The 21177-nt window shown below is 72.1% G+C and carries 2 protein-coding genes; both read left to right on the top strand.

Annotation, left to right across the window (positions count from 1 at the left end):
• Positions 1-11: 11 nt before the first annotated feature.
• On the top strand, positions 12-5942 hold the full coding sequence (locus ACX9TP_RS13285; RefSeq protein ID WP_482980086.1) for an SDR family oxidoreductase: 5931 nt from the start codon (positions 12-14) through the stop codon (positions 5940-5942).
• A gap of 2 nt (positions 5943-5944) precedes the next feature.
• Positions 5945-21136 (top strand): non-ribosomal peptide synthetase, encoded by a 15192-nt coding sequence (locus ACX9TP_RS13280; RefSeq protein ID WP_482980085.1) that lies wholly within the window; start codon positions 5945-5947, stop codon positions 21134-21136.
• Positions 21137-21177: the final 41 nt, after the last annotated feature.

The following is a 21177-nucleotide window of genomic DNA, read 5'->3' as shown; positions in this document are numbered from 1 at the left end:
GAAATACCCCCATGGCAGACATCAACGAGACCGACGAGTCCTCCTACGAGGGACTGGCCATTGCCGTCATCGGCATGGCCGGACGCTTCCCCGGTGCGAAGGACGTGGAGCAGTTCTGGAAGAACCTGTGCGCGGGCGTGGAGTCCATCGTCCCCCTCACCGACGACGAGCTCCGCGCCGCGGGTGTGCCCGCCGACGAAATGGGCAACGGCCGCTACGTGAAGGCGGCGCCGGTGCTGGACGGCGTGGAGAACTTCGACGCGGACTTCTTCGGCTACACGCCGCTGGAGGCGCGCGTCATGGACCCGCAGCAGCGCCTGCTGCTGGAGTGCGCGTGGGAGGCGCTGGAGCACGCGGGCTATGACCCGGACAAGCACCCGGGCGAGCGCGTCTCCGTCTTCGCTGGCACCCGCACCAGCACGTACCTCTTCCACGTGCTGGCCAACCGCGCCTCGCTCCAGCCGCAGGACCGCCTGCTGGTGGAGCTGGGCAACGACATGTCGTCGCTGGCCACTCGCGTCTCGTACAAGCTCAACCTCACCGGCCCCAGCACCATGGTGCAGACGGCGTGCTCCACGTCGCTCGTCGCCATCCACCTGGCCTGCCAGAGCCTGCTGATGGGCGAGTGCCGCATGGCCCTGGCCGCGGCCACCGCCGTCAACGTGCCGCACCGCGCGGGCTACACCTACGAGCCGGGCAGCATGCTGTCCCCGGACGGGCACGTGCGCCCCTTCGACGCGAAGGCGGAGGGCACCGTCTTCGGCAGCGGCGCGGGCGTGGTGGTGCTCAAGCGCCTGCAGGACGCGATTGCCGACGGCGACAACGTCCTGGCCGTGGTGCGCGGCTCGGCGGTGAACAACGACGGCTCGCACAAGGCGTCCTTCACCGCGCCCAGCGTGGAAGGCCAGACGGAGGTGCTGCTGGAGTCGCTGGCGTGCGCCGGGCTGGACGCGGACGCCATCAGCTACCTGGAGGCCCACGGCACCGGCACCTCGCTGGGAGACCCCATTGAAATCCTCGCGCTCAACAACGCGTGGCGCGCGAGCACGGACAAGAAGGGCTTCTGCAAGCTGGGCACGGCCAAGGGCAACGTGGGCCACCTGGACGTGGCCGCGGGCATGGCGGGCTTCATCAAGACGGTGATGCAGCTGCAGCACCGCAAGCTGCCGCCGATGCTGAACTTCACGGCGCCCAACCCGCAGATCGACTTCGGCAACAGCCCCTTCACCGTCAACACGAAGCTGACGGACTGGATGGGCACGGGCCCGCTGCGCGCGGGTGTCAGCTCGTTCGGCTTCGGCGGCACCAACGCCCACGTCATCCTCGAGGAGGCCCCGAAGGCCGAGGCCTCCGGCCCCTCCCGCCCCGCGCAGCTGCTGCTGGTGTCGGCCCGGAGCGAGGCCGCGCTGGACACGGCCACCGACAACCTGGCGGCGTGGCTGAAGGAGCACCCGGGCGCGTCGCTGGCGGACGTGGCCTTCACGCTCCAGGTGGGCCGCAAGGACTTCGACCACCGCCGCGTGCTGGTGGCCCGCACCACGCAGGACGCCGCGGAGGCGCTGGCCTCCCGCGCGCCCGCGCGCGTCCTCACGGGCCTGCGCGAGGTGGGTGACCGGCCGGTGGTCTTCATGTTCCCCGGCCAGGGCGCGCAGCACGTCAACATGGCGCGCGAGCTGTATGACAGCGAGCCCGCCTTCCGCGCCGAGGTGGACACCTGCGCGGAGAAGCTCAAGCCGCACCTCGGTCTGGACCTGCGCACCGTCCTCTACCCCGCCCCCGCCGGCGAGGCCGAGGCCACGAAGAAGCTGGAGGGCACCGCGCTCACCCAGCCGGCGCTGTTCGTCATCGAGTACGCGCTGGCGAAGCTGTGGATGGCCTGGGGCGTGGAGCCGCGCGCCATGGTGGGCCACAGCATCGGCGAGTACGTGGCCGCCTGCCTCGCGGGCGTCTTCACGCTGGACGACGCGCTGGCGTTGGTGGCCACGCGCGGCCGGCTGATGCAGTCGCTGCCCGCGGGCTCCATGCTCGCCGTGCCGCTGCCGGAGGCCGAAGTCACCGCGCTGCTGGAGGGGAAGCTGGACCTCGCGGCCGTCAACGGCCCGGCGATGTGCGTGGTGGCCGGCCCCACGGAGGCGGTGGATGCGCTGGAGGCGAAGCTCTCCGCGCGCGGCGTCCAGGCGCGGCGGCTGCACACGTCGCACGCCTTCCACTCCGCGATGATGGACTCCATCCTCGCGCCCTTCACGGACGCGGTCCGCCGCGTGCGCCTGCAGGCGCCGAAGCTGCCGTACGTGTCCAACGTGACGGGCACGTGGATTGACGCCGCGCAGGCCACGGACCCGGCGTACTGGGCCCGCCACCTGCGCTCGCCCGTGCGCTTCGCCCAGGGGCTGCGCGAGCTGCTGAAGGACGCCTCCGACGTGCTGCTGGAGGTGGGCCCCGGGCAGACGCTGGGCAGCCTCGCCAAGGCGCAGCCGGAGACGGCCGGGCGCACGGTGCTCTCGTCGTCCCGCCACCCGCAGAAGCCCGAGTCCGACGCCGCGAAGCTGATGGGCGTGCTCGGCGAGCTGTGGCTGGCCGGCGTGCCGGTGGACTGGAAGGGCCTCTACACCGCGCAGAAGCGCCACCGCGTGCCGCTGCCGGGCTACCCCTTCGAGCGCGAGCGTTACTGGGTGGACGCCGTGGAGGGCGCCGCCGCGCAGGCGCAGTCGCGCGCGCCCACGGGCAAGCACGCGGACGTGGCGGACTGGTTCCACGTCCCCGCGTGGAAGCCCGCGGCCCCGCCCGCGCTGGACGCCGAGGCGCTGGCGAAGTCGCGCTGCTGGGTGTTGCTGGAGGACGGGCTCGGCGTGGGCGAGGCGCTGGCCCGCCGCCTGAAGGCGGAAGGCCGTGACGTCGTCACCGTGAAGGCGGGCAAGGCGTACGCCCGCGAGGACGCGCGTCGCTACACCGCCGCGCCGGACAGCAAGACGGACCTGCAGGCGGTGTTCGAGGACCTGGAGAAGCAGGGCCTGCCCGCCGACGTCGTCGTCCACCTGTGGAGCCTCACCGCGCCGGACGTGACGGGCTCCGGCCCGGAGCTGTTCCGCAAGGTGCAGGACGGCGGCTACTACAGCCTGCTCGCGCTGGGTCAGGCGCTCGCGAAGGGCACCCGGCCGGTGCGCGTGGAGGTGGTCTCCAACCGCCTCCATGACTTGGAGGGCGAGCACCAGGCGCTGGCGGAGAAGTCCCCGCTGCTCACCGCCTGCAAGGTGATTCCGCAGGAGCTCCAGCACGTCACCGCCCGCTGCGTGGAGGTGGAGGTGCCGGTGCCGTCCAGCCCCCGCGCGGAGCGGCTGGCCGGGCTGCTGGTGTCGGAGTTCAGCGCCCGCGGCTCCGAGCTGCTGGTGGTGCTGCGCGGCACCCGCCGCTACGTCCAGGCCTACACCCCCGTGCGGCTGGAGGCGAAGGGCGCGCCCCTGGCGCCGATGCGCGAGGGCGGCGTGTACCTCATCACCGGCGGCATGGGCGCGGTGGGCCTCATGCTGGCGGACCACCTGGCGGAGACCTTCAAGGCGAAGCTGGCGCTGCTCGGCCGTACGCCGCTGCCGGAGCGGAGCACGTGGGACGCGTGGCTTTCCAGCCATGCCGAGGACGACACGACGAGCCGCCGCATCCGCCGCGTGAAGGAGCTGGAGGCGAAGGGCGCCGAGGTGCTGGTGCTCGACGCCGACGTGGCGGACGCCGCGAAGCTCAAGGCGGCGGTGGCCAAGGCGGAGGCCCGCTTCGGCGCGCTGCACGGCGTGCTGCACACGGCGGGCGTCACCCGCGGTGACTCGCCGTACATGGCGCTGACGGACGTGCGCCGCGACGCGGCCGAGACGCAGTTCGGCCCCAAGGTGTACGGCACCTACGCGCTGGAGGAGGCGCTGCGCGGGCACGCGGTGGACTTCGTGCTGCTCTTCTCGTCCAGCTCGTCGGTGCTGGGAGGCTTGGCGCACTTCACCTACGCGGCGGGCAACCAGTTCCTGGACGCCTTCGCGGAGAGCCGGCGGGGCCTCGAGTCGCCGCGCTGGGTGAGCGCCTCCTGGGACCCGTGGCCCGAGGAGACGAAGCACACCTCGCTGCGCACGGCGATGGACCAGTACACCATGTCGATTCCGGAGGGCACCCAGGCGCTGCGCCGCGTGGTGCAGGCCGGGCTCGACGGCCAGGTGGTGGTCATCACCGGCGACCTGGAGCAGCGCGTGCGCCTGTGGGTCAACCGCGAGGCGAAGGCGCCGGGCACGCCGCAGAAGAAGGCCGCCAACCGCGTGCGCCGGGGCAAGACGGCCTTCGTCGCGCCGGGCACCGACTTGGAGAAGGCCGTGGCCGCGCTGTGGAGCGAGCTGCTCGGCGTGGCCGAGGTGGGCCTGCACGACGACTTCTTCGACCTGGGCGGGCACTCGCTGCTGGCCACGCAGCTGCGCAACCAGCTCCAGGCCACCTTCAAGGTGGAGCCGCCGCTGCGCAGCCTCTTCGAGAACCCCACCGTGGCCGGCCTCTCCGGCCTCATCGCGAAGGAGCTGGCGGCGCGCGAGGCCGTGCCGTCCAAGCCCCTGGCCGAGGCCCTGCGCACGGCCTTCCCCACCGAGCGCCCGTCGCTCCTGGAGGACTGGCTGCGCCGCAAGGTGGCCAAGGTGACCAACCGCGCCGTGAAGGACCTGCCCGCCAACGGCAGCCTCGCGGGGTTGGATTTGGACGCCATCGGCTCCGAGCTGGAGTTCGACCTGAAGAAGGAGCTCAAGTTCCAGCTCTACCCGCATGAGCTGCGCGAGCACGCCACGCTGCCCGAGCTGTCGCGCTACCTGCTGGCGGAGATGGAGCGCCAGTCGGACCCGGGCCGCTTCGCCACGGACCTGCCGCTGTCGGCCCTGTCGCTGCGCCCCTACCGCCGGCAGGCCTCCGGCCCCAAGGTGCGCGCCGCGAAGAAGAACCCGAGCATGGTCTTCGTGCACTCCACGCCGCGCGCGGGCTCCACGCTCTTCCGCGTCATGCTCGCCGGCCACCCGCGCCTGTTCTGCCCGCCCGAGCTGAACCTCCTCTTCTTCGAGACGATGAAGGAGTGGAAGCAGAACGTGGGCTTCGGCCACGAGATGGAGTGGACCGAGCGCGGCCTCCTGTGGGCCTTCATGGAGATGCTCAAGGTCGACTCCACCGCGGGCCAGCAGTTCCTGGACAAGCTGGTGGCGGACGACGTCTCCGCGCAGGCCGTCTACGGGCGGCTGCAGGAGCTGTCCGGCCCGCGCCTGCTGGTGGACAAGACGCCGCCGTACGCCATGGACCCGGAGACGCTGCAACGGGGCGAGGAGCTGTTCGACAAGCCGAAGTACCTCTTCCTCATCCGCCACCCGCTGCCCGTCATGGAGTCGCTGGTGCGCATGCGCTTCGACCGGCTCTTCGGCCCCAGCCTCTTCGGCTCGGCGGACGTGGACCCCTACGCCGTCGCGGAGACGGTGTGGGCCATGCCCAACCAGAACCTGCTCGACTTCTACGCGCGCATCGGCTCCGAGCGCGTGCACTGGGTCCGCTACGAGGAGCTGGTGAGCGAGCCGGAGCGGGTGATGAAGGGCGTCAGCGACTTCCTCGAGCTGCCCTACGACGCCGGCATGGTGCAGCCGTACGACGGCAAGCGCGAGCGCATGCTGGGTGGCCTCGGCGACCCGAACATCCTCCAGCACACCCGCATCGAGGGTGAGCGCAGCGACTCCTGGAAGCGCATCCAGTGGCCCCGCGCGCTGGACGCGTCCACGCGCGCGCTGGCCACCCGCCTGGGCTACGAGCTGCCCGAGGCCGCGCCCCTGCCGAAGAAGGCCGCGGGTGGCGGGGCCGAGCAGCTGCTGGAGAACCTGGACAACCTCTCCGACGAGCAGGTCGCCGCGCTGCTGGCGGAGATGGAGGGTGACGCGGACAAGGTCGCCTGACCATGGCGCTCACGCCCGAGCAGAAGCGCGCGCGGCTCGCCGAGCTGCTGCGCGAGCGCGCACGTGCCCGCCGCGAGCCCGTGTCGTTCGCGCAGGAAGGCTTCTGGCTCCAGGAGCGGCTCAACGCCGGGGGGACGGTCTTCAACATCCCCACGGCCGTGCGCCTCTCGGGCACGCTGGACGCGGACGTCCTGCGCCGTGCGCTCGACGAGGTGATTCGCCGGCACGAGGCGCTGCGGACCACCTTCGTCGAGCAGGACGGCCAGCCGCGCCAGCTCATCTCCCCCGCCGCGGAGGCCGCCCTCCCGGTGGTGGAGCTGGGCGAGGTCCCCGAGGACGCCGTGTGGCGCGCGCTGCACGACGAGGCGCGCCGCCCCTTCGACGTGGAGCAGGGGCCGCTGCTGCGGGCGGTGCTCTACCGGATGAGCGCCACCGAGCACCTGTTGCTGCTCAACGTGCACCACCTCGTCTCGGACGCCTGGTCCCTGGGAGTGCTGGTGCGGGAGCTGGGCGTGCTCTACCCGGCGCTCGCCGAGGGTCGTGCGTCGCCCCTGCCTCCGCTGCCCATGCAGTACGCGGACTACGCGACGTGGCAGCGCGGCTGGCTCCAGGGAGAGGTGCTGGACTCGCGGCTCGCCTGGTGGCGAGAGCGGCTGGACGCGGATGCGGTGCTGGAGCTGCCCACGGACCGGCCCCGGACCCCGTTGGCCTCCACGCGTGGCGCGCGGCAGACGGTGGTGCTGCCCCTGGCGTTGCTCGACTCGCTCCGCACGCTGGCCCGCCACGAGGGCTGTACCCTCTTCTCGCTCCTGATGGCCGCGTACGGCGTGCTGCTGTCCCGCTACAGCGGGCAGCCGGACGTCGTCGTGGGCACGCCGGTGGCCGGGCGCTCCCGCGCGGAGCTGGAGGGACTGGTCGGGCTGTTCGTCAATGCCCTGCCCCTGCCGCTGGACCTGTCTGGGGACCCGTCCTTCCTGGAGCTGCTGGGCCGCGTGCACGAGGGCGTCCTCGGGGCCATGGCCCACCAGGACGTGCCCTTCGAGACGCTGGTGGAGGCACTCCGTCCCGAGCGGCGGCCGGGAATCACACCCCTGTTCCAGGTGTCGCTGACCCTCCAGAACGCGCCCCTGCCTCCGCTGGAGCTGCCGGGGTTGCGCATGGAGGCGCAGCCTGTCGACAGCGGCGCCAGCCAGCAGGACGTGTCCCTCCTGTTCACCGAGCTGGAGCAGGGGCTGCGCGTCGCGGTGGTGTACCGCACCGACCTCTTCGAGCCCGAGCGCATCTCCCGCATGCTGGGGCACCTGCACACGCTGCTGGAGGGCATCATCGCCGCCCCCGGCAGGCGCCTGAGCGAGCTGCCCCTGCTGTCCGCCGAGGAGCAGCGGCAGGTGCTCGTGGACTGGAGTGGCCGGACCGAGCCCTTCCCCGACGGAGCCTGCATCCACGAGTTGTTCGAGGCGCAGGCACGGCACACGCCCGACGCGGAGGCGGTGCGGTTCGAAGCCACGGTGCTCACGTACGCGCAGCTCGACGCTCGCGCCAACGCGCTGGCGCACCTGCTGCATGCCTATGGTGTGAGCGCGGAGACTCGCGTGGCGCTGTGCCTGCCGCGCTCGCCCGAGTGGCTGGTGGCGGTGCTCGCCGTGCTCAAAGCCGGTGGGGCCTTCGTCCCCATGGACCCCGCCTATCCCTCGGAACGGCTGGAGTTCATGCTGGAGGACTGCGGCGCGCCGCTGCTGCTGACGCACTCGTCGCTCGATGTGCCGACGCCTCCTGGCGTGTTGGCGCTGGCCATGGACGCGCTGGAGCCCCGCCTGGCCGGCCAGCCGACGACTCCGCTTGCATCGCAGACCCTGGCCGATGGGCTCGCGTACGTCATCTACACGTCCGGCAGCACCGGCCAGCCCAAGGGCGTCATGGTGCCCCACCGGGGCGTGCTCAACCTCGTGCGCAGCCAGGTGCGGCCGCAGGGGCTGGGGCCCGGCACGCGCGTGCTCCAGTTCGCCTCGCCCGGCTTCGACGCCTTCATCTGGGAGACCCTTCCCCCGCTGCTCTCAGGAGCCACGGTGTGCCTGGCCTCCGACGAGGCCGTGCAGCCCGGCCCCGCGCTGGCCCGCCTGCTCCAGCAACACGACGTCCACGTCCTGTCCCTGACGCCCTCCGCCCTCAACGCCCTGCCAGCCGACGGACTGCCCTCGCTGCGCACCGTCGTCTCCGCGGGCGAGGCCTGCTCCCCGGAGCTGGTGGCCCGGTGGGCCCCCGGCCGCACCTTCTTCAACGCCTACGGCCCCACCGAAGCCACCGTCTGTGCCTCCGTGGCCACGTGTGTGCCCGACGGCCAGAAGCCCTCCATCGGCGCGCCCCTGCCCAACGTGCGCGTCTTCGTCCTCGACGCCCACCTGCAGCCCGTCCCCGTCGGCGTCCCCGGTGAGCTCTTCATCGGCGGTGTCGGCGTGGCGCGCGGCTACCTGCACCGGCCCTCGCTCACCGCGGAGCGCTTCGTCCCGGACGCCTTCAGCGGCACTTCCGGCGCGCGCCTCTACCGCACGGGCGACCGCGTGCGCTGGAACTCCGACGGCACGCTGGACTACCTGGGCCGCACCGACTTCCAGGTGAAGCTGCGCGGCTTCCGCATCGAGCTGGGCGAAGTCGAAGCCGTCCTGCGCTCCCATCCGGACGTCTCCGAGGCCGTGGCCCTGGTGCGCGACGACGGCCCCACCGGGCCCCGCCTCGTCGCCTACGTCGTGCCCTCGCCCACGGCCTCCGCCCTGGACTCGCAGGCGCTGCGCGACTTCGCCTCCACGCTCCTTCCGGAGCACATGCTGCCCTCGGCGCTGGTGCCGCTGCCGACGCTGCCGCTGACAGCCAACGGCAAGGTGGACCGGAAGGCCCTGCCCGCTCCGGACCTGGGCGGCACCGGCGCGGCCTCCGCCGGCTACGCGCCCCCGAGCACGCCCACCGAGGAACTGCTCGCGGATATCTGGGCCCAGGTGCTGGGTGTCTCGCGCGTGGGCACGGGCGACAACTTCTTCGAGCTCGGCGGCCACTCGCTGCTGGCCACCCAGGTCGTCTCCCGCATCCGCGCCGTCTTCGGCACGGAGCTCCCCGTGCGGGAGCTCTTCTCCGCCCCGACGCTGGGCGCGCTGGCCCGGCAGGTGGACGTGGCTCGCGGGGCCACAGGAGGACTCACGCTTCCGCCGCTCGTCCCCATGCCTCGCACGGGCGAGCTGCCGCTGTCCTTCGCGCAGCAGCGGCTGTGGTTCATCGACCAGCTCGAGCCGGGCAACTCGACGTACAACATGCCCGCCGCCCTCCGCCTGGAGGGCACGCTGGACGCCGGAGCACTGGAGGCCGCGCTGGCCGAGGTGGTGCGCCGCCACGAGGCCCTGCGCACCACCTTCGTCTCGCGCGAGGGCCAGCCCGTCCAGTGCATCCAGCCGGACCCGACGTTCCACCTGCCCCAGGTGGACCTGACGTCAGGCTCCGACTCCGGACAGGAGGCCCGGCGCCTCGCGCGCGAAGAAGCCCTGCGTCCCTTCGACCTCGCCGCAGGCCCCCTGCTGCGCGCCGTGCTGCTGCGCCTCGGTGACACCGAGCACGTGCTGCTGCTCACGCTGCACCACATCGTCTTCGACGGCTGGTCCCTGGGCGTGCTGGTGCGCGAAGTCGCGGCGCTCTACGACGCCTTCCTGCGGGGCCAGCCTTCGCCGCTCCCGCCCCTCCCGGTCCAGTACGCGGACTACTCCGTCTGGCAGCGTGGCTGGCTCGAAGGCGAGGTGCTGGAAGGGCAGCTCTCCTGGTGGAGACAGCGGCTCGACGGCGTGCCGCACTCGCTGGAGCTGCCCACCGACAAGCCGCGTCCCGCCGTGCCGTCCTCGCGGGGCGCCTTCGTGCCCGTGCGAATCCCCACGGACCTCTCCGAGCACCTCAAGGCCCTCTCGCGGCGGCAGGGCGCGACGCCGTTCATGACGCTGCTGGCGGCCTTCCAGGTGCTGCTGCACCGCTACTCCGGACAGGACGACCTCGTCGTCGGCTCGCCCATCGCAGGCAGGAACGACGCGGGGACCGAAGGGCTCATCGGCTTCTTCGTCAACAACCTGGCCCTGCGCGCGCGCATCGCCCCGCGTGCTTCGTTCCTCGTGCTGCTGGAGCAGGTGCGGGAGACCACGCTCGCCGCCTACGAGCACCAGGACGTGCCCTTCGCGAAGCTCGTCGAGGAGCTCCGCCCGCAGCGAAGCCTCAACCAGGCGCCGCTGTACCAGACCAGCTTCAGCCTGCTGAACACGCCCATGCCCGCGCTGGAGCTCCCCGGGCTGCGGCTGCTCCCGCTCCTTCCGGACACCGTGCCGGCGCGGTTCGACCTGAACCTCGCGCTGGAGGAGACGGCGGAGGGCTTCAGCGGCAGCCTCCACTACGCCACCGACCTGTTCGACGCCTCCACCATCGAGCGCATGGCGGGGCACCTCCGGACTCTGCTCGCGGCCATCTGCCAGGACTCCACCCGGCCGGTGGCGATGCTGCCGCTGCTGTCCGCCGAGGAGCAGCGGCAGGTGCTCGTGGACTGGAGCGGCCGGACCGAGCCCTTCCCGGACGGAGCCTGCATCCACGAGTTGTTCGAGGCGCAGGCACGGCACACGCCCGACGCGGAGGCGGTGCGCTTCGAAGCCACGGTGCTCACGTACGCGCAGCTCGACGCTCGCGCCAACGCGCTGGCCCACGTGCTGCGCGCGCATGGCGTGCGCGCGGAGACGCGGGTCGCCCTGTGCCTGCCGCGCTCGCCCGAGTGGGTGGTGGCGGTGCTCGCCGTGCTCAAGGCCGGTGGCGCCTTCGTCCCCATGGACCCCGCCTATCCCTCGGGACGGCTGGCCTTCATGCTGGAGGACTGTGCCGCGCCGCTGCTGCTGACGCATTCGTCGCTCGATGTGCCAGCGCCGCACGGCGTGCTGGTGCTGGAGGTGGATGCACTCACGCAGCAGCTCTCCGGTCAGCCCTCCACGCCGCCTGATCCGCTGGCCACCGCCGACGGGCTCGCGTACGTCATCTACACCTCCGGCAGCACCGGACAGCCCAAGGGCGTCATGGTGCCCCACCGGGGCGTGCCCAACCTGGCGCGAAGCCAGGTGCAGCCGCAGGGGCTGGGGCCCGGCACGCGCGTGCTCCAGTTCGCCTCGCCCGGCTTCGACGCCTTCGTCTGGGAGGCTATTCCCGCGCTGCTCTCCGGCGCCACGGTGTGCCTGGCCTCCGACGAGGCCGTGCAGCCCGGCCCCGCGCTGGCCCGCCTGCTCCAGCAGCACGACGTCCACGTCCTCTCCCTGACGCCCTCCGCCCTCAACGCCCTGCCAGCCGATGGATTGCCCTCGCTGCGCACCATCGTCTCCGGCGGCGAGGCCTGCTTCCCGGAGCTGGTGGCCCGGTGGGCCCCCGGCCGCACCTTCCTCAACGTCTACGGCCCCACCGAAGCCACCGTCTGCGCCTCCATGGCCGCGTGCGTGGCGGACGGCTCCACACCTCCTCTCGGACGCCCGCTGCCCAACGTGCGCGTCTTCGTCCTCGACGCCCACCTGCAGCCCGTCCCCGTCGGCGTCCCCGGCGAGCTCTTCATCGGCGGCGTCGGCGTGGCGCGCGGATACCTGCACCGGCCCTCGCTCACCGCGGAGCGCTTCGTCCCGGACGCCTTCAGCGGAGTGCCCGGTGAGCGCCTCTACCGCACCGGAGACCGCGTGCGCTGGAGGCCCGACGGCCAACTCGAGTACCTGGGCCGCACCGACTTCCAGGTGAAGCTGCGCGGCTTCCGCATCGAGCTGGGCGAAGTCGAAGCCGTCCTGCGCTCCCATCCGGACGTCTCCGAGGCCGTCGCCCTGGTGCGCGACGACGGCCCCACCGGGCCCCGCCTCGTCGCCTACGTCGTGCCCGCGCCCACGGCCTCCGTCCTGGACACGCAGGGGCTGCGCACGCTCCTCGCCCAGCAGCTTCCCGAGCACATGGTGCCCTCGGCGCTCATGGCGCTCCCGGCGCTGCCTGTCAGTCCCAACGGCAAGGTGGACAGGGCAGCGCTTCCCTCACCCGACTCCGCCACGGTCACCGCGAAGCACCTCGCGCCGCGCACGCCCACGGAGGTGTTGCTCGCGGATATCTGGACCCAGGTGCTCGGCGTCTCGCGCGTCGGAGTCGATGACAACTTCTTCGAGCTCGGCGGCCACTCGCTGCTGGCCACCCAGGTCGTCTCCCGCATCCGCGCCGTCTTCGGTACCGACTTCGCCGTGCGCGAGGTCTTCTCCGCCCCGACGCTGGGCGAGCTGGCCCGGCAGGTGGACGCGGCCCGGAGCGAGACACGGGGCCTGACACTTCCGCCGCTCGTCCCCGTGCCGCGCACGGGCGAGCTGCCGCTGTCCTTCGCGCAGCAGCGGCTGTGGTTCATCGATCAGCTAGAGCCGGGCATGGCGACGTACAACATGCCCACCGCCCTCCGGCTGGACGGCACCCTGGTCCCGGAGGCCCTGGAGGCCACGCTGAAGGAAGTGGTGCGCCGCCATGAGGCCCTGCGCACCACCTTCGTCTCGCGCGAAGGCCAGCCCGTGCAGTGCATCCACCCCGAGGGCACCCTCCACCTGACCCAGGTGGACCTGACGCCGCTGCCCGACTCGCAGCGCGAGGACGAGGCCCGGCGCCTCGCGAGAGAAGAGGCCCTGCGCCCCTTCGACTTGGCCACCGGTCCGCTGCTGCGCGCCGTCCTGCTGCGCCTCGGCGAAGACGTGCACGTCCTGCTGCTCACCCTCCACCACATCGTCTCCGACGGCTGGTCCATGGGCGTGCTGGTGCGCGAAGTCGCCGCCCTCTACGAGGCCTTCTCCCAGCACCTGCCCTCGCCCCTTCCTCCTCTGCCCCTTCAGTACGCCGACTTCTCCGGCTGGCAGCGCCAGTGGCTGCAGGGCCCCGTCCTCGATGAGCACCTGGCCTGGTGGCGTCAGCACCTCGCTGACGTCCCCCACGCCCTCGAGCTGCCCACCGACAAGCCCCGCCCCGCCGTCCAGTCCTCTCGCGGTGCTTCCGTCCCCGTCCTCCTGCCTCCTCACCTCGCGGACGCTCTCGACTCCCTCTGCCGCCAGCACGCCGTCACCCCCTTCATGGCCCTGCTGGCCTCCTACTCCCTCCTTCTGCACCGCTACTCCGGCCAGTCCGAAGTCCTCGTCGCCTCCCCTCTCGCCGGCCGCGACGCCCCGGAGCTCGAAGCCCTCATCGGCTTCTTCGTCCGCACCCTCCCCCTCCGCTCCCGCCTCTACCCCTCCGACTCCTTCCTCGCTCTCCTCTCCCAGGTGCGCGACACCACCCTCGACGCCTTCGCTCACCAGTCCCTCCCCTTCGAGCGCATCGTCGACTCCCTCCACCTCCAGCGCGACCTCAGCCGTCCGCCCCTCGTCCAGGTCCTCTTCGCTCTCCAGAATGCGCCCCTGCCTCCACTCTCCCTCCCCGGCCTCGCCCTCCGGCCGCTGGAGGGCCCCGGCAGCGAGGTCATCAAGCTGGAGCTGGAGCTGTACCTGTGGCGGACGTCCGGGGGCTACGCGGGGCAGCTCGCCTACAACGTGGACCTCTTCGAGCGCTCCACGGCCGAGCGCCTCGCCGCGCACTTCCGCCAGTTGGTGGAGGCGCTGGTGGCCCGGCCCGAGGCGTCGCTCGCGTCGGCCTCCATCCTCACCGACTCCGAGCGCCAGCGGATGCTCGTGGACTGGAACGCGACGGCCACCGACTACCCTCGCGACGTCACCCTTCCCGAGGGCTTCGCCCGGGCCGCGGCCCGCTACCCCGACGCCATCGCCGTGCAGCTCGGCGGGACGCGCCTCACATACCGGCAGCTCGATGAGCGCTCAAGCCAGCTCGCGCACCACCTGCGCGCCCTGGGTGTGACCACCGATGACAGGGTGGCGCTCGGGCTGGAGCGCTCGCTGGAGCTCATCGTCTGCATCGTCGCGGTCGCCAAGGCGGGCGGCGCGTACGTCCCGCTGGACGTCAACTCTCCCGCCGCGCGGCTCGCTAACATGGTGGAGGACGCACGCCCTCGCGTCTTCATCACCCGGCGCGCGCTCGTGTCCCGGCTGCCCACCGAGGGCCTGTCCACCGTGGTGTTGGAGGACATGCCCCTGGACGGCCTGCCCACCACCGCGCCGCCGTCGACGGCCACGCCCGGCAGCCTCGCGTACATCATCTTCACCTCCGGCAGCACCGGCCGCCCCAAGGGCGTCGCCATCGAGCACCGGACCGTGCAGCGCACCGTCTTCGGAGTCGACTACCTCGACTACGGCCCCGAGGAGTCCATTCTCCAGACAGCCCCCGTCTCCTTCGACGTCTCGGTCGCCGAGGTCTGGGGAGCGCTGCTGCACGGGGCCCGGCTCGTACTGCTGCCACCTCACACGCCGTCGCTCGAGGAGCTGGCGACGCTGGTGCGCCGCGAGCGCATCTCCACGCTCTGGCTCGCCTCCGGCCTCTTCAGCCAGATGGTGGAGTTCGAGTTCGAGTCGCTGCGCACCGTGAAGCAGATCATCTCGGGCGGTGACGTGGTGAGCGCGCTCCACGCGCGGCAGGTGCTGGAGCAACTGCCGGGCTCGCTCACCAACGGCTACGGCCCCACCGAGACCACCGTCTACGCCGTCTGCAACCGCATGACGGAGCCCTCGCAGGTCAGCACGACGGTCCCCATCGGCCGGCCCATCGGCAACACGCGCGTGTACGCGCTGGACACGGGCGGGCAGCCGGTGCCCGTGGGAGTGGTGGGGGAGCTGTTCATCGGCGGAGAGTGCGTGGGCCGCGGCTACGTGGAGCAGCCGGCCCTCACCGCCGAGCGCTTCGTCCCGGACCCGTTCTCCACCGTGCCCGGCGCGCGCCTCTACCGCACGGGAGACCGCGTGCGCTGGCGCGAGGATGGAATCCTCGAGTACCTCGGCCGCGGCGACAGCCAGGTGAAGGTGCGCGGCTTCCGCATCGAGCTGGGAGAGGTCGAGGCCGCGCTGCTCGCCCACCCGCGAGTGCGCGAGGCCGTGGCGCTGGTGCGCGAGGACCTCCCCGGGGACAAGCGCCTCGCGGGCTACGTCGTGGCGGCGCCCGCGGAAGCCCAGGGCGACCTGCAGCCGTCCGAGCTGCGCGCCTTCCTCCAGCAGCGCCTGCCCGAGTACATGGTGCCCTCGGCACTCGTGGTGCTCCCGGCCCTGCCGCTGACGGCGAACGGCAAGGTGGACCGGAGAGCGCTCCCCGCGCCGGGCGCGCCGTCCTCGGCCGCCAGCGGCGCAGCGCCACGCACGCCCACGGAGACGCTGCTCGCGGACATCTGGGCCCGGCTGCTGGGCGTGTCGCGTGTCGGGTTCGACGACAACTTCTTCGATTTGGGAGGCCACTCGCTGCTGGCCACCCAGGTCGTCTCCCGCATCCGCTCCGCCCTGGGCGCCGAGCTCTCCCTGCGGGAGTTCTTCTCCACGCCGACGCTGGGCGCGCTGGCCCGGAAGGTGGACGCGGCCCGGCAGCCCGCCTCCGGCTTCGCGCGACCGCCGCTGGTGCCAGTGCCGCGCACGGGTGAGCTGTCGCTGTCCCTCGCGCAGCAGCGACTGTGGTTCATCGACCAGCTCGAACCCGGCAGCCCGCTCTACAACATCCCCATCTCCCTGCGCCTGGAAGGGGCGCTGGATGCGGACGTCCTGGAGGCCGCGCTGAAGGAAGTGGTGCGCCGCCACGAGGCCCTGCGCACCACCTTCGTCTCGCGCGAAGGCCAGCCCGTGCAGTGCATCCACGAGGACGGAGGCTTCGGCCTCACGCGAGAGTCGCTGGAGGAGTTGTCAGAGTCACGCCGTGCGGAAGAAGTGCGGCGCCTCGCGCGAGAAGAGGCCCTGCGCCCCTTCGAGCTGGCCACCGGCCCTCTGCTGCGCGCCGTCCTGCTGCGCCTCGGCGAAGACGTGCACGTGCTGCTGCTCACCCTCCACCACATCGTCTCCGACGGCTGGTCCATGGGCGTGCTGGTGCGTGAAGTCGCCGCCCTCTACGAGGCCTTCTCCCAGCACCGGCCCTCGCCCCTTCCTCCTCTGCCCCTGCAGTACGCCGACTTCTCCGGCTGGCAGCGCCAGTGGCTGCAGGGCCCCGTCCTCGACGAGCACCTGGCCTGGTGGCGCCAGCACCTCGCTGACGTCCCCCACGCCCTCGAGCTGCCCACCGACAAGCCCCGCCCCGCCGTCCAGTCCTCTCGCGGTGCTTCCGTCCCCGTCCTCCTCCCCCCTCACCTCGCGGACGCTCTCGACTCCCTCTGCCGCCAGCACGCCGTCACCCCCTTCATGGCCCTGCTGGCCTCCTACTCCTTCCTTCTCCACCGCTACTCCGGCCAGTCCGAAGTCCTCGTCGCCTCTCCTCTCGCGGGCCGCGACGCCCCGGAGCTCGAAGCCCTCATCGGCTTCTTCGTCCGCACCCTCCCCCTCCGCTCCCGCCTCTCCCCCTCCGACTCCTTCCTCGCTCTCCTCTCCCAGGTGCGCGACACCACCCTCGACGCCTTCGCTCACCAGTCCCTCCCCTTCGAGCGCATCGTCGACTCTCTCCACCTCCAGCGCGACCTCAGCCGCCCTCCCCTCGTCCAGGTCCTCTTCGCCCTCCAGAACGCGCCCCTGCCTCCGCTCTCCCTCCCCGGCCTCGCCCTCCGGCCGCTCAACGAGGCCGAGGGCACGGTGACGCGCTTCGAGCTGGAGCTGAGCATGGCGCGCATGTCCGCGGGCTACGTCGGCCAGCTCACCTTCAACACCGACCTGTTCGAGCACGCCACGGCCCTGCGGCTGGCGGAACACTTCCACACGCTGACGCAATCCCTCGTGAGTCAGCCCGAGGCGCCGCTGGCTTCGGCCTCCATGCTGCCGGAGGCGGAGCGGCGGAAGCTGCTGGTGGACTGGAACGCCACCGCCACCGAATACCCGCGCGGCCTCACCGTGCCCGAGGTGTTCTCTCAGGTGGTGGCCCGGTACGCGGACAAGGTCGCCGTCGAACTCGGTGAAGCGACACTCACCTACCGGCAGCTGGATGAGCGCGCGAATCAGCTCGCGCATCACCTGCGCGGCCTGGGCGTGTCCACCGACTCGCGCGTGGCGATTGCGCTGGAGCGCTCGCTGGAGCTGGTTGTCGCCCTCGTCGCCATCCTCAAGGCCGGTGGCGCCTACGTCCCGCTGGACCCGGCGTACCCGCGCGAGCGCCTCGAGGCCATGGTGGAGGACGCACGGCCTCGCGTGCTCCTCACCTCACGTGAGCTGCTGGCGAAGCTGCCCACGAAGCGACTCGTCACGCTGGTGCTGGAGGACCTGCCGGCGCAGGGCACGCCGCGACATGCGCCGCCCTGCACGGCCTGGCCTGACAGCCTCGCGTACATCGACTTCACCTCCGGCTCCACGGGCCGGCCCAAGGGTGTCGGCACTCCGCAATCCGCAGTGCTGCGCACCCTCTTCGGCAACGACTACGCGCAGCTCGGCCCGGAGGAGACCTTCCTCCTCATCGCCCCCATCTCCTTCGACGCGTCCACGCTGGAGCTGTGGGGCCCGCTGCTCCATGGCGCGAAGCTCGTCGTCTTCCCGCCGCACCCGCCCTCCGACGTGAAGGAACTGGAGGCCATCCTCACGAAGCACGGCGTGACGACGCTGCACCTCACCGCCGGCCTCTTCACCCAGGTGGTGGACCAGAACCTCGCCGCGCTGAAGAACGTGAAGCAACTGCTCACCGGGGGTGACGTGGTGAGCGCGCCGCACGTGCGCCGCGTGCTGGAGGAGCTGCGCATCCCGGTGACGGCCTGCTACGGCCCCACGGAGACGACACTCTTCGCCTCCACCCATCGCATGACGGGCGTCGAGCAGGTGGGCACCTCCGTCCCCATCGGCCGTCCCATCGGCAATACCCAGGTGTACGTGCTGGATGCCTCCCGCCAGCCCGTGCCCTCCGGCATCACCGGCGAGCTGTTCATCGGCGGTGACGGCGTGGCGCGTGGCTACCTGGAGCAGCCCGCCCTCACCGCGGAGCGCTTCGTCCCCGATGCCTTCTCCCGTGTCCCGGGCGCGCGCCTGTACCGCACGGGAGACCTCGCGCGCTGGCGCCATGACGGGGTGCTGGAGTTCCTCGGCCGCGCCGACGCACAGGTGAAGGTGCGCGGCTACCGCATCGAGCTCGCCGAAGTCGAAGCCGCGCTGCTGGCACACGGCGACGTGCGCGAGGCCGTCGCCCTGGCGAGAGAGGATGCACCCGGCGACAAGCGGCTGGTGGGCTACGTCGTCGCGCCACCGTCGCTGGACACCGCGGGCCTGCGCGACTTCCTCCTCCAGCGTCTGCCCGAGTACATGGTGCCCACGTCGCTGGTGGTGCTCGACGCGCTGCCGCTCACGGCCCGGGGCAAGGTGGACCGGGGGGCCCTGCCCGCGCCCGGCTCGGTGCGCTCCGGGACCGAGGCTTCGTACGTCGCTCCGAGAACCCCGACGGAACAGTCGCTCGCGGAGCTCATGGCCGCGCTGCTTCAGGTGCAGCGAGTGGGGCTGCACGACAGCTTCTTCGCCCTGGGCGGACACTCGCTGCTGGCGACGCAGCTCGTCTCCCGGCTCCGCACCGCCTTCGCGGTGGAGCTCCCTCTGCGCGCGCTCTTCGAGCACCCCACCGTGGAGGCCCTGGCCCGGCGCATCGAAGAGGCCCGGGCCACTTCCGAGCAGGGTGACGCGCCCGCCCTCGTCCCGGTCCCGCGCACGGGACCGCTGCCGGTGTCCTTCGCGCAGCAGCGCCTGTGGTTCATCGACCAGCTCGAGCCCGGCCTCGCCACGTACAACATGCCCGCCGCCCTGCGCCTGGAGGGGCCGCTGGACGACACCGCGCTCCAGCGCGCCCTGTCCGAGCTGGTCCACCGGCACGAGGCGCTGCGCACCGTCTTCACTCAAGAGGCGGGCCAGCCCCTCCAGGTCATCCTCCCTCACGCCGAGCTTCCGCTGCACCGCGTGGACCTGAGCGGCCTGACACCGGAAGCCGAGCAGGAAGCGCTGCGACAGCAGCTCCGGGCGGAGCTCCAGCGCCCGTTCGACCTCGCCACCGGTCCGCTCATCCGCGCGGGGCTGTGGAAGCTGGGCCCCACCGAGCACGTGTTCGCGCTCGACATGCACCACATCGTCTCCGACGGCTGGTCCATGGAGGTGCTGGTGCACGAGGTCGCCGCGCTCTACGACGCCTTCTCGCGGGGCCGCCCGTCTCCGCTGACGCCGCTGCCATTGCAGTACGCGGACCATGCCGTCTGGCAGCGCCAGTGGCTCCAGGGCGCGGTGCTGGACTCGCAGCTGTCCTGGTGGCGCGAGCAGCTCGCCGGCGTCTCCAAGCTGGCGCTGCCCACGGACCGGCCGTATCCGCCCATGCAGACCTTCCGCGGGGCGCAGGTGACCTTCGAGCTCTCACGTCCCGTCTCGGAGGCGCTCCAGGCGCTGTGCCAACGGGAGGGCCTCACGCCATTCATGGCGCTGCTCGCGGCCTGGCAGGCGCTCATGTCGCACGTCTGCCGGCAGCAGGACATCGCCGTGGGCACGCCCATCGCCGGCCGGCGGCATGCAGACCTGGAAGGCCTCATCGGCTTCTTCCTCAACACGCTGGTGTTCCGCGCGCGGGTGGACGGGCGCGACTCGTTCCTGGCCCTGCTGCGGCAGGTGCGCGAGACGACGCTGGGGGCCTACGCGCACCAGGACGTGCCCTTCGAGAAGCTGGTGGAGGCGCTGCGGCCACCGCGAGATTTGCGCCGCACGCCGCTGTTCCAGGTCATCTTCGCCTTCCAGAACGCGCCCACGCCGCCGCCTCAAGGCGGAGCGCTCACCTTGCAACCGCTGGAGCTGGACACGCCCGCCGTGCGCTTCGAGCTGGAGATGAGCCTCCGGGAGTCGGCGGAGGGCTACCAGGGCGCTCTCAGCTACAACACCGACCTGTTCGATGCGAGCACGGTGGCGCGGCTGGTGGAGCACTACCGCATGCTGGTGGAGGCCCTGCTCGCACGGCCCGAGGCCCCCCTGGCCCTCACCACCAGCGAGGTCCTCCCTCCGCCGCCTGTGCCCAGGAGGGAGGCGGAAGTCACGGCACCTCCCGCGCCGCCTCCCGCCGAGCCCGACCATGTCGCCCCCCGCACGCCGCTGGAGGCACGGCTCGCGGACGCCTTCGCCAGCGTGCTCCAGGCGCCTCAGGTGGGTGTCACCGACGACTTCTTCGCGCTGGGCGGCCACTCGCTGCTCGCGGTGCGCCTGGTGGCGCGCGTGCGAGAGAGCACCGGCCATTCCATTCCGGTGTCGGCCCTCTTCCAGTCCGCCACCGTGGAGCGGCTGGCGCAGTGGCTGGAGCAGCGGAGCGAAGCCACGGGCGCCACGCCCAACCTGACACGGCTGGACCCGGGCGGGACGTCCGGGCGTCCGCTCTTCCTCGTCCATGGCGGCGGCGGCGGAGTGCTGGGCTACGCGGAGCTGGTCCGCCATTGTGGCGCGGAGCTGCCCGTGTACGGACTGCAGGCCTCCGGCCTGGAGGGTGGAGAGCTACCTCCCGCGTCCGTGGAGACCCTCGCGTCCAGGTACCTGACCCAGGTGCGCGCCGTGCAACCGCACGGGCCCTACCTGCTGGGAGGCTGGTCCTTCGGCGGACTCGTGGCCTACGAGATGGCACGCCAGCTCCAGGACGTGGGGGAGCGGGTGGAGCTGCTCGCGCTGCTCGACACGCCCGCCCCCGCGCTCCAGCCGCCACCGGATGCCCTCACCGAGCTGGCCACCTTCGGCGCGGTGCTGGGCCTGCCGTGGCGGGAGCTGCCGCTGGACCTGGAGCAGCTCCTCCACCTGCAAGGTCCCGAGCAGCGGGCCTACCTGTTGGAACAGGTCCGGCGCTGGAGGCCGGGCGCGCTGGAGCTGGACGCCGAGGCCCTGGAGCGCCTCTTCGGCGTCTTCCAGCGCCTCTTCGAGGCACGCCGCACCTACCTGCCAGGTCCCTACGCGGGGCCCACGGTGCTCATCCGGGCCGCCACGTCCGTCCAGGGTGAGCCTCGCGCCGCAGACCTGGGCTGGGGCCCCTGGCTCACCGGTGAGTGCACTGTGGTTGAAACACCGGGCGACCACTTCTCGCTGCTCAATGCCTCTCACGCCCCCTACGTGGCGGAGTGGCTGATTCACCGCCTGAGGAGTCTGGACCACGGAGCCGCGTGACAGGCTCGTGCCGCACTCTCACGGGGAGTGCTGGCAGGCGT

The sequence above is a fragment of the Pyxidicoccus sp. M15 genome, from assembly GCF_056858435.1.
This window is presented reverse-complemented; position numbering and strand designations above follow the sequence as displayed.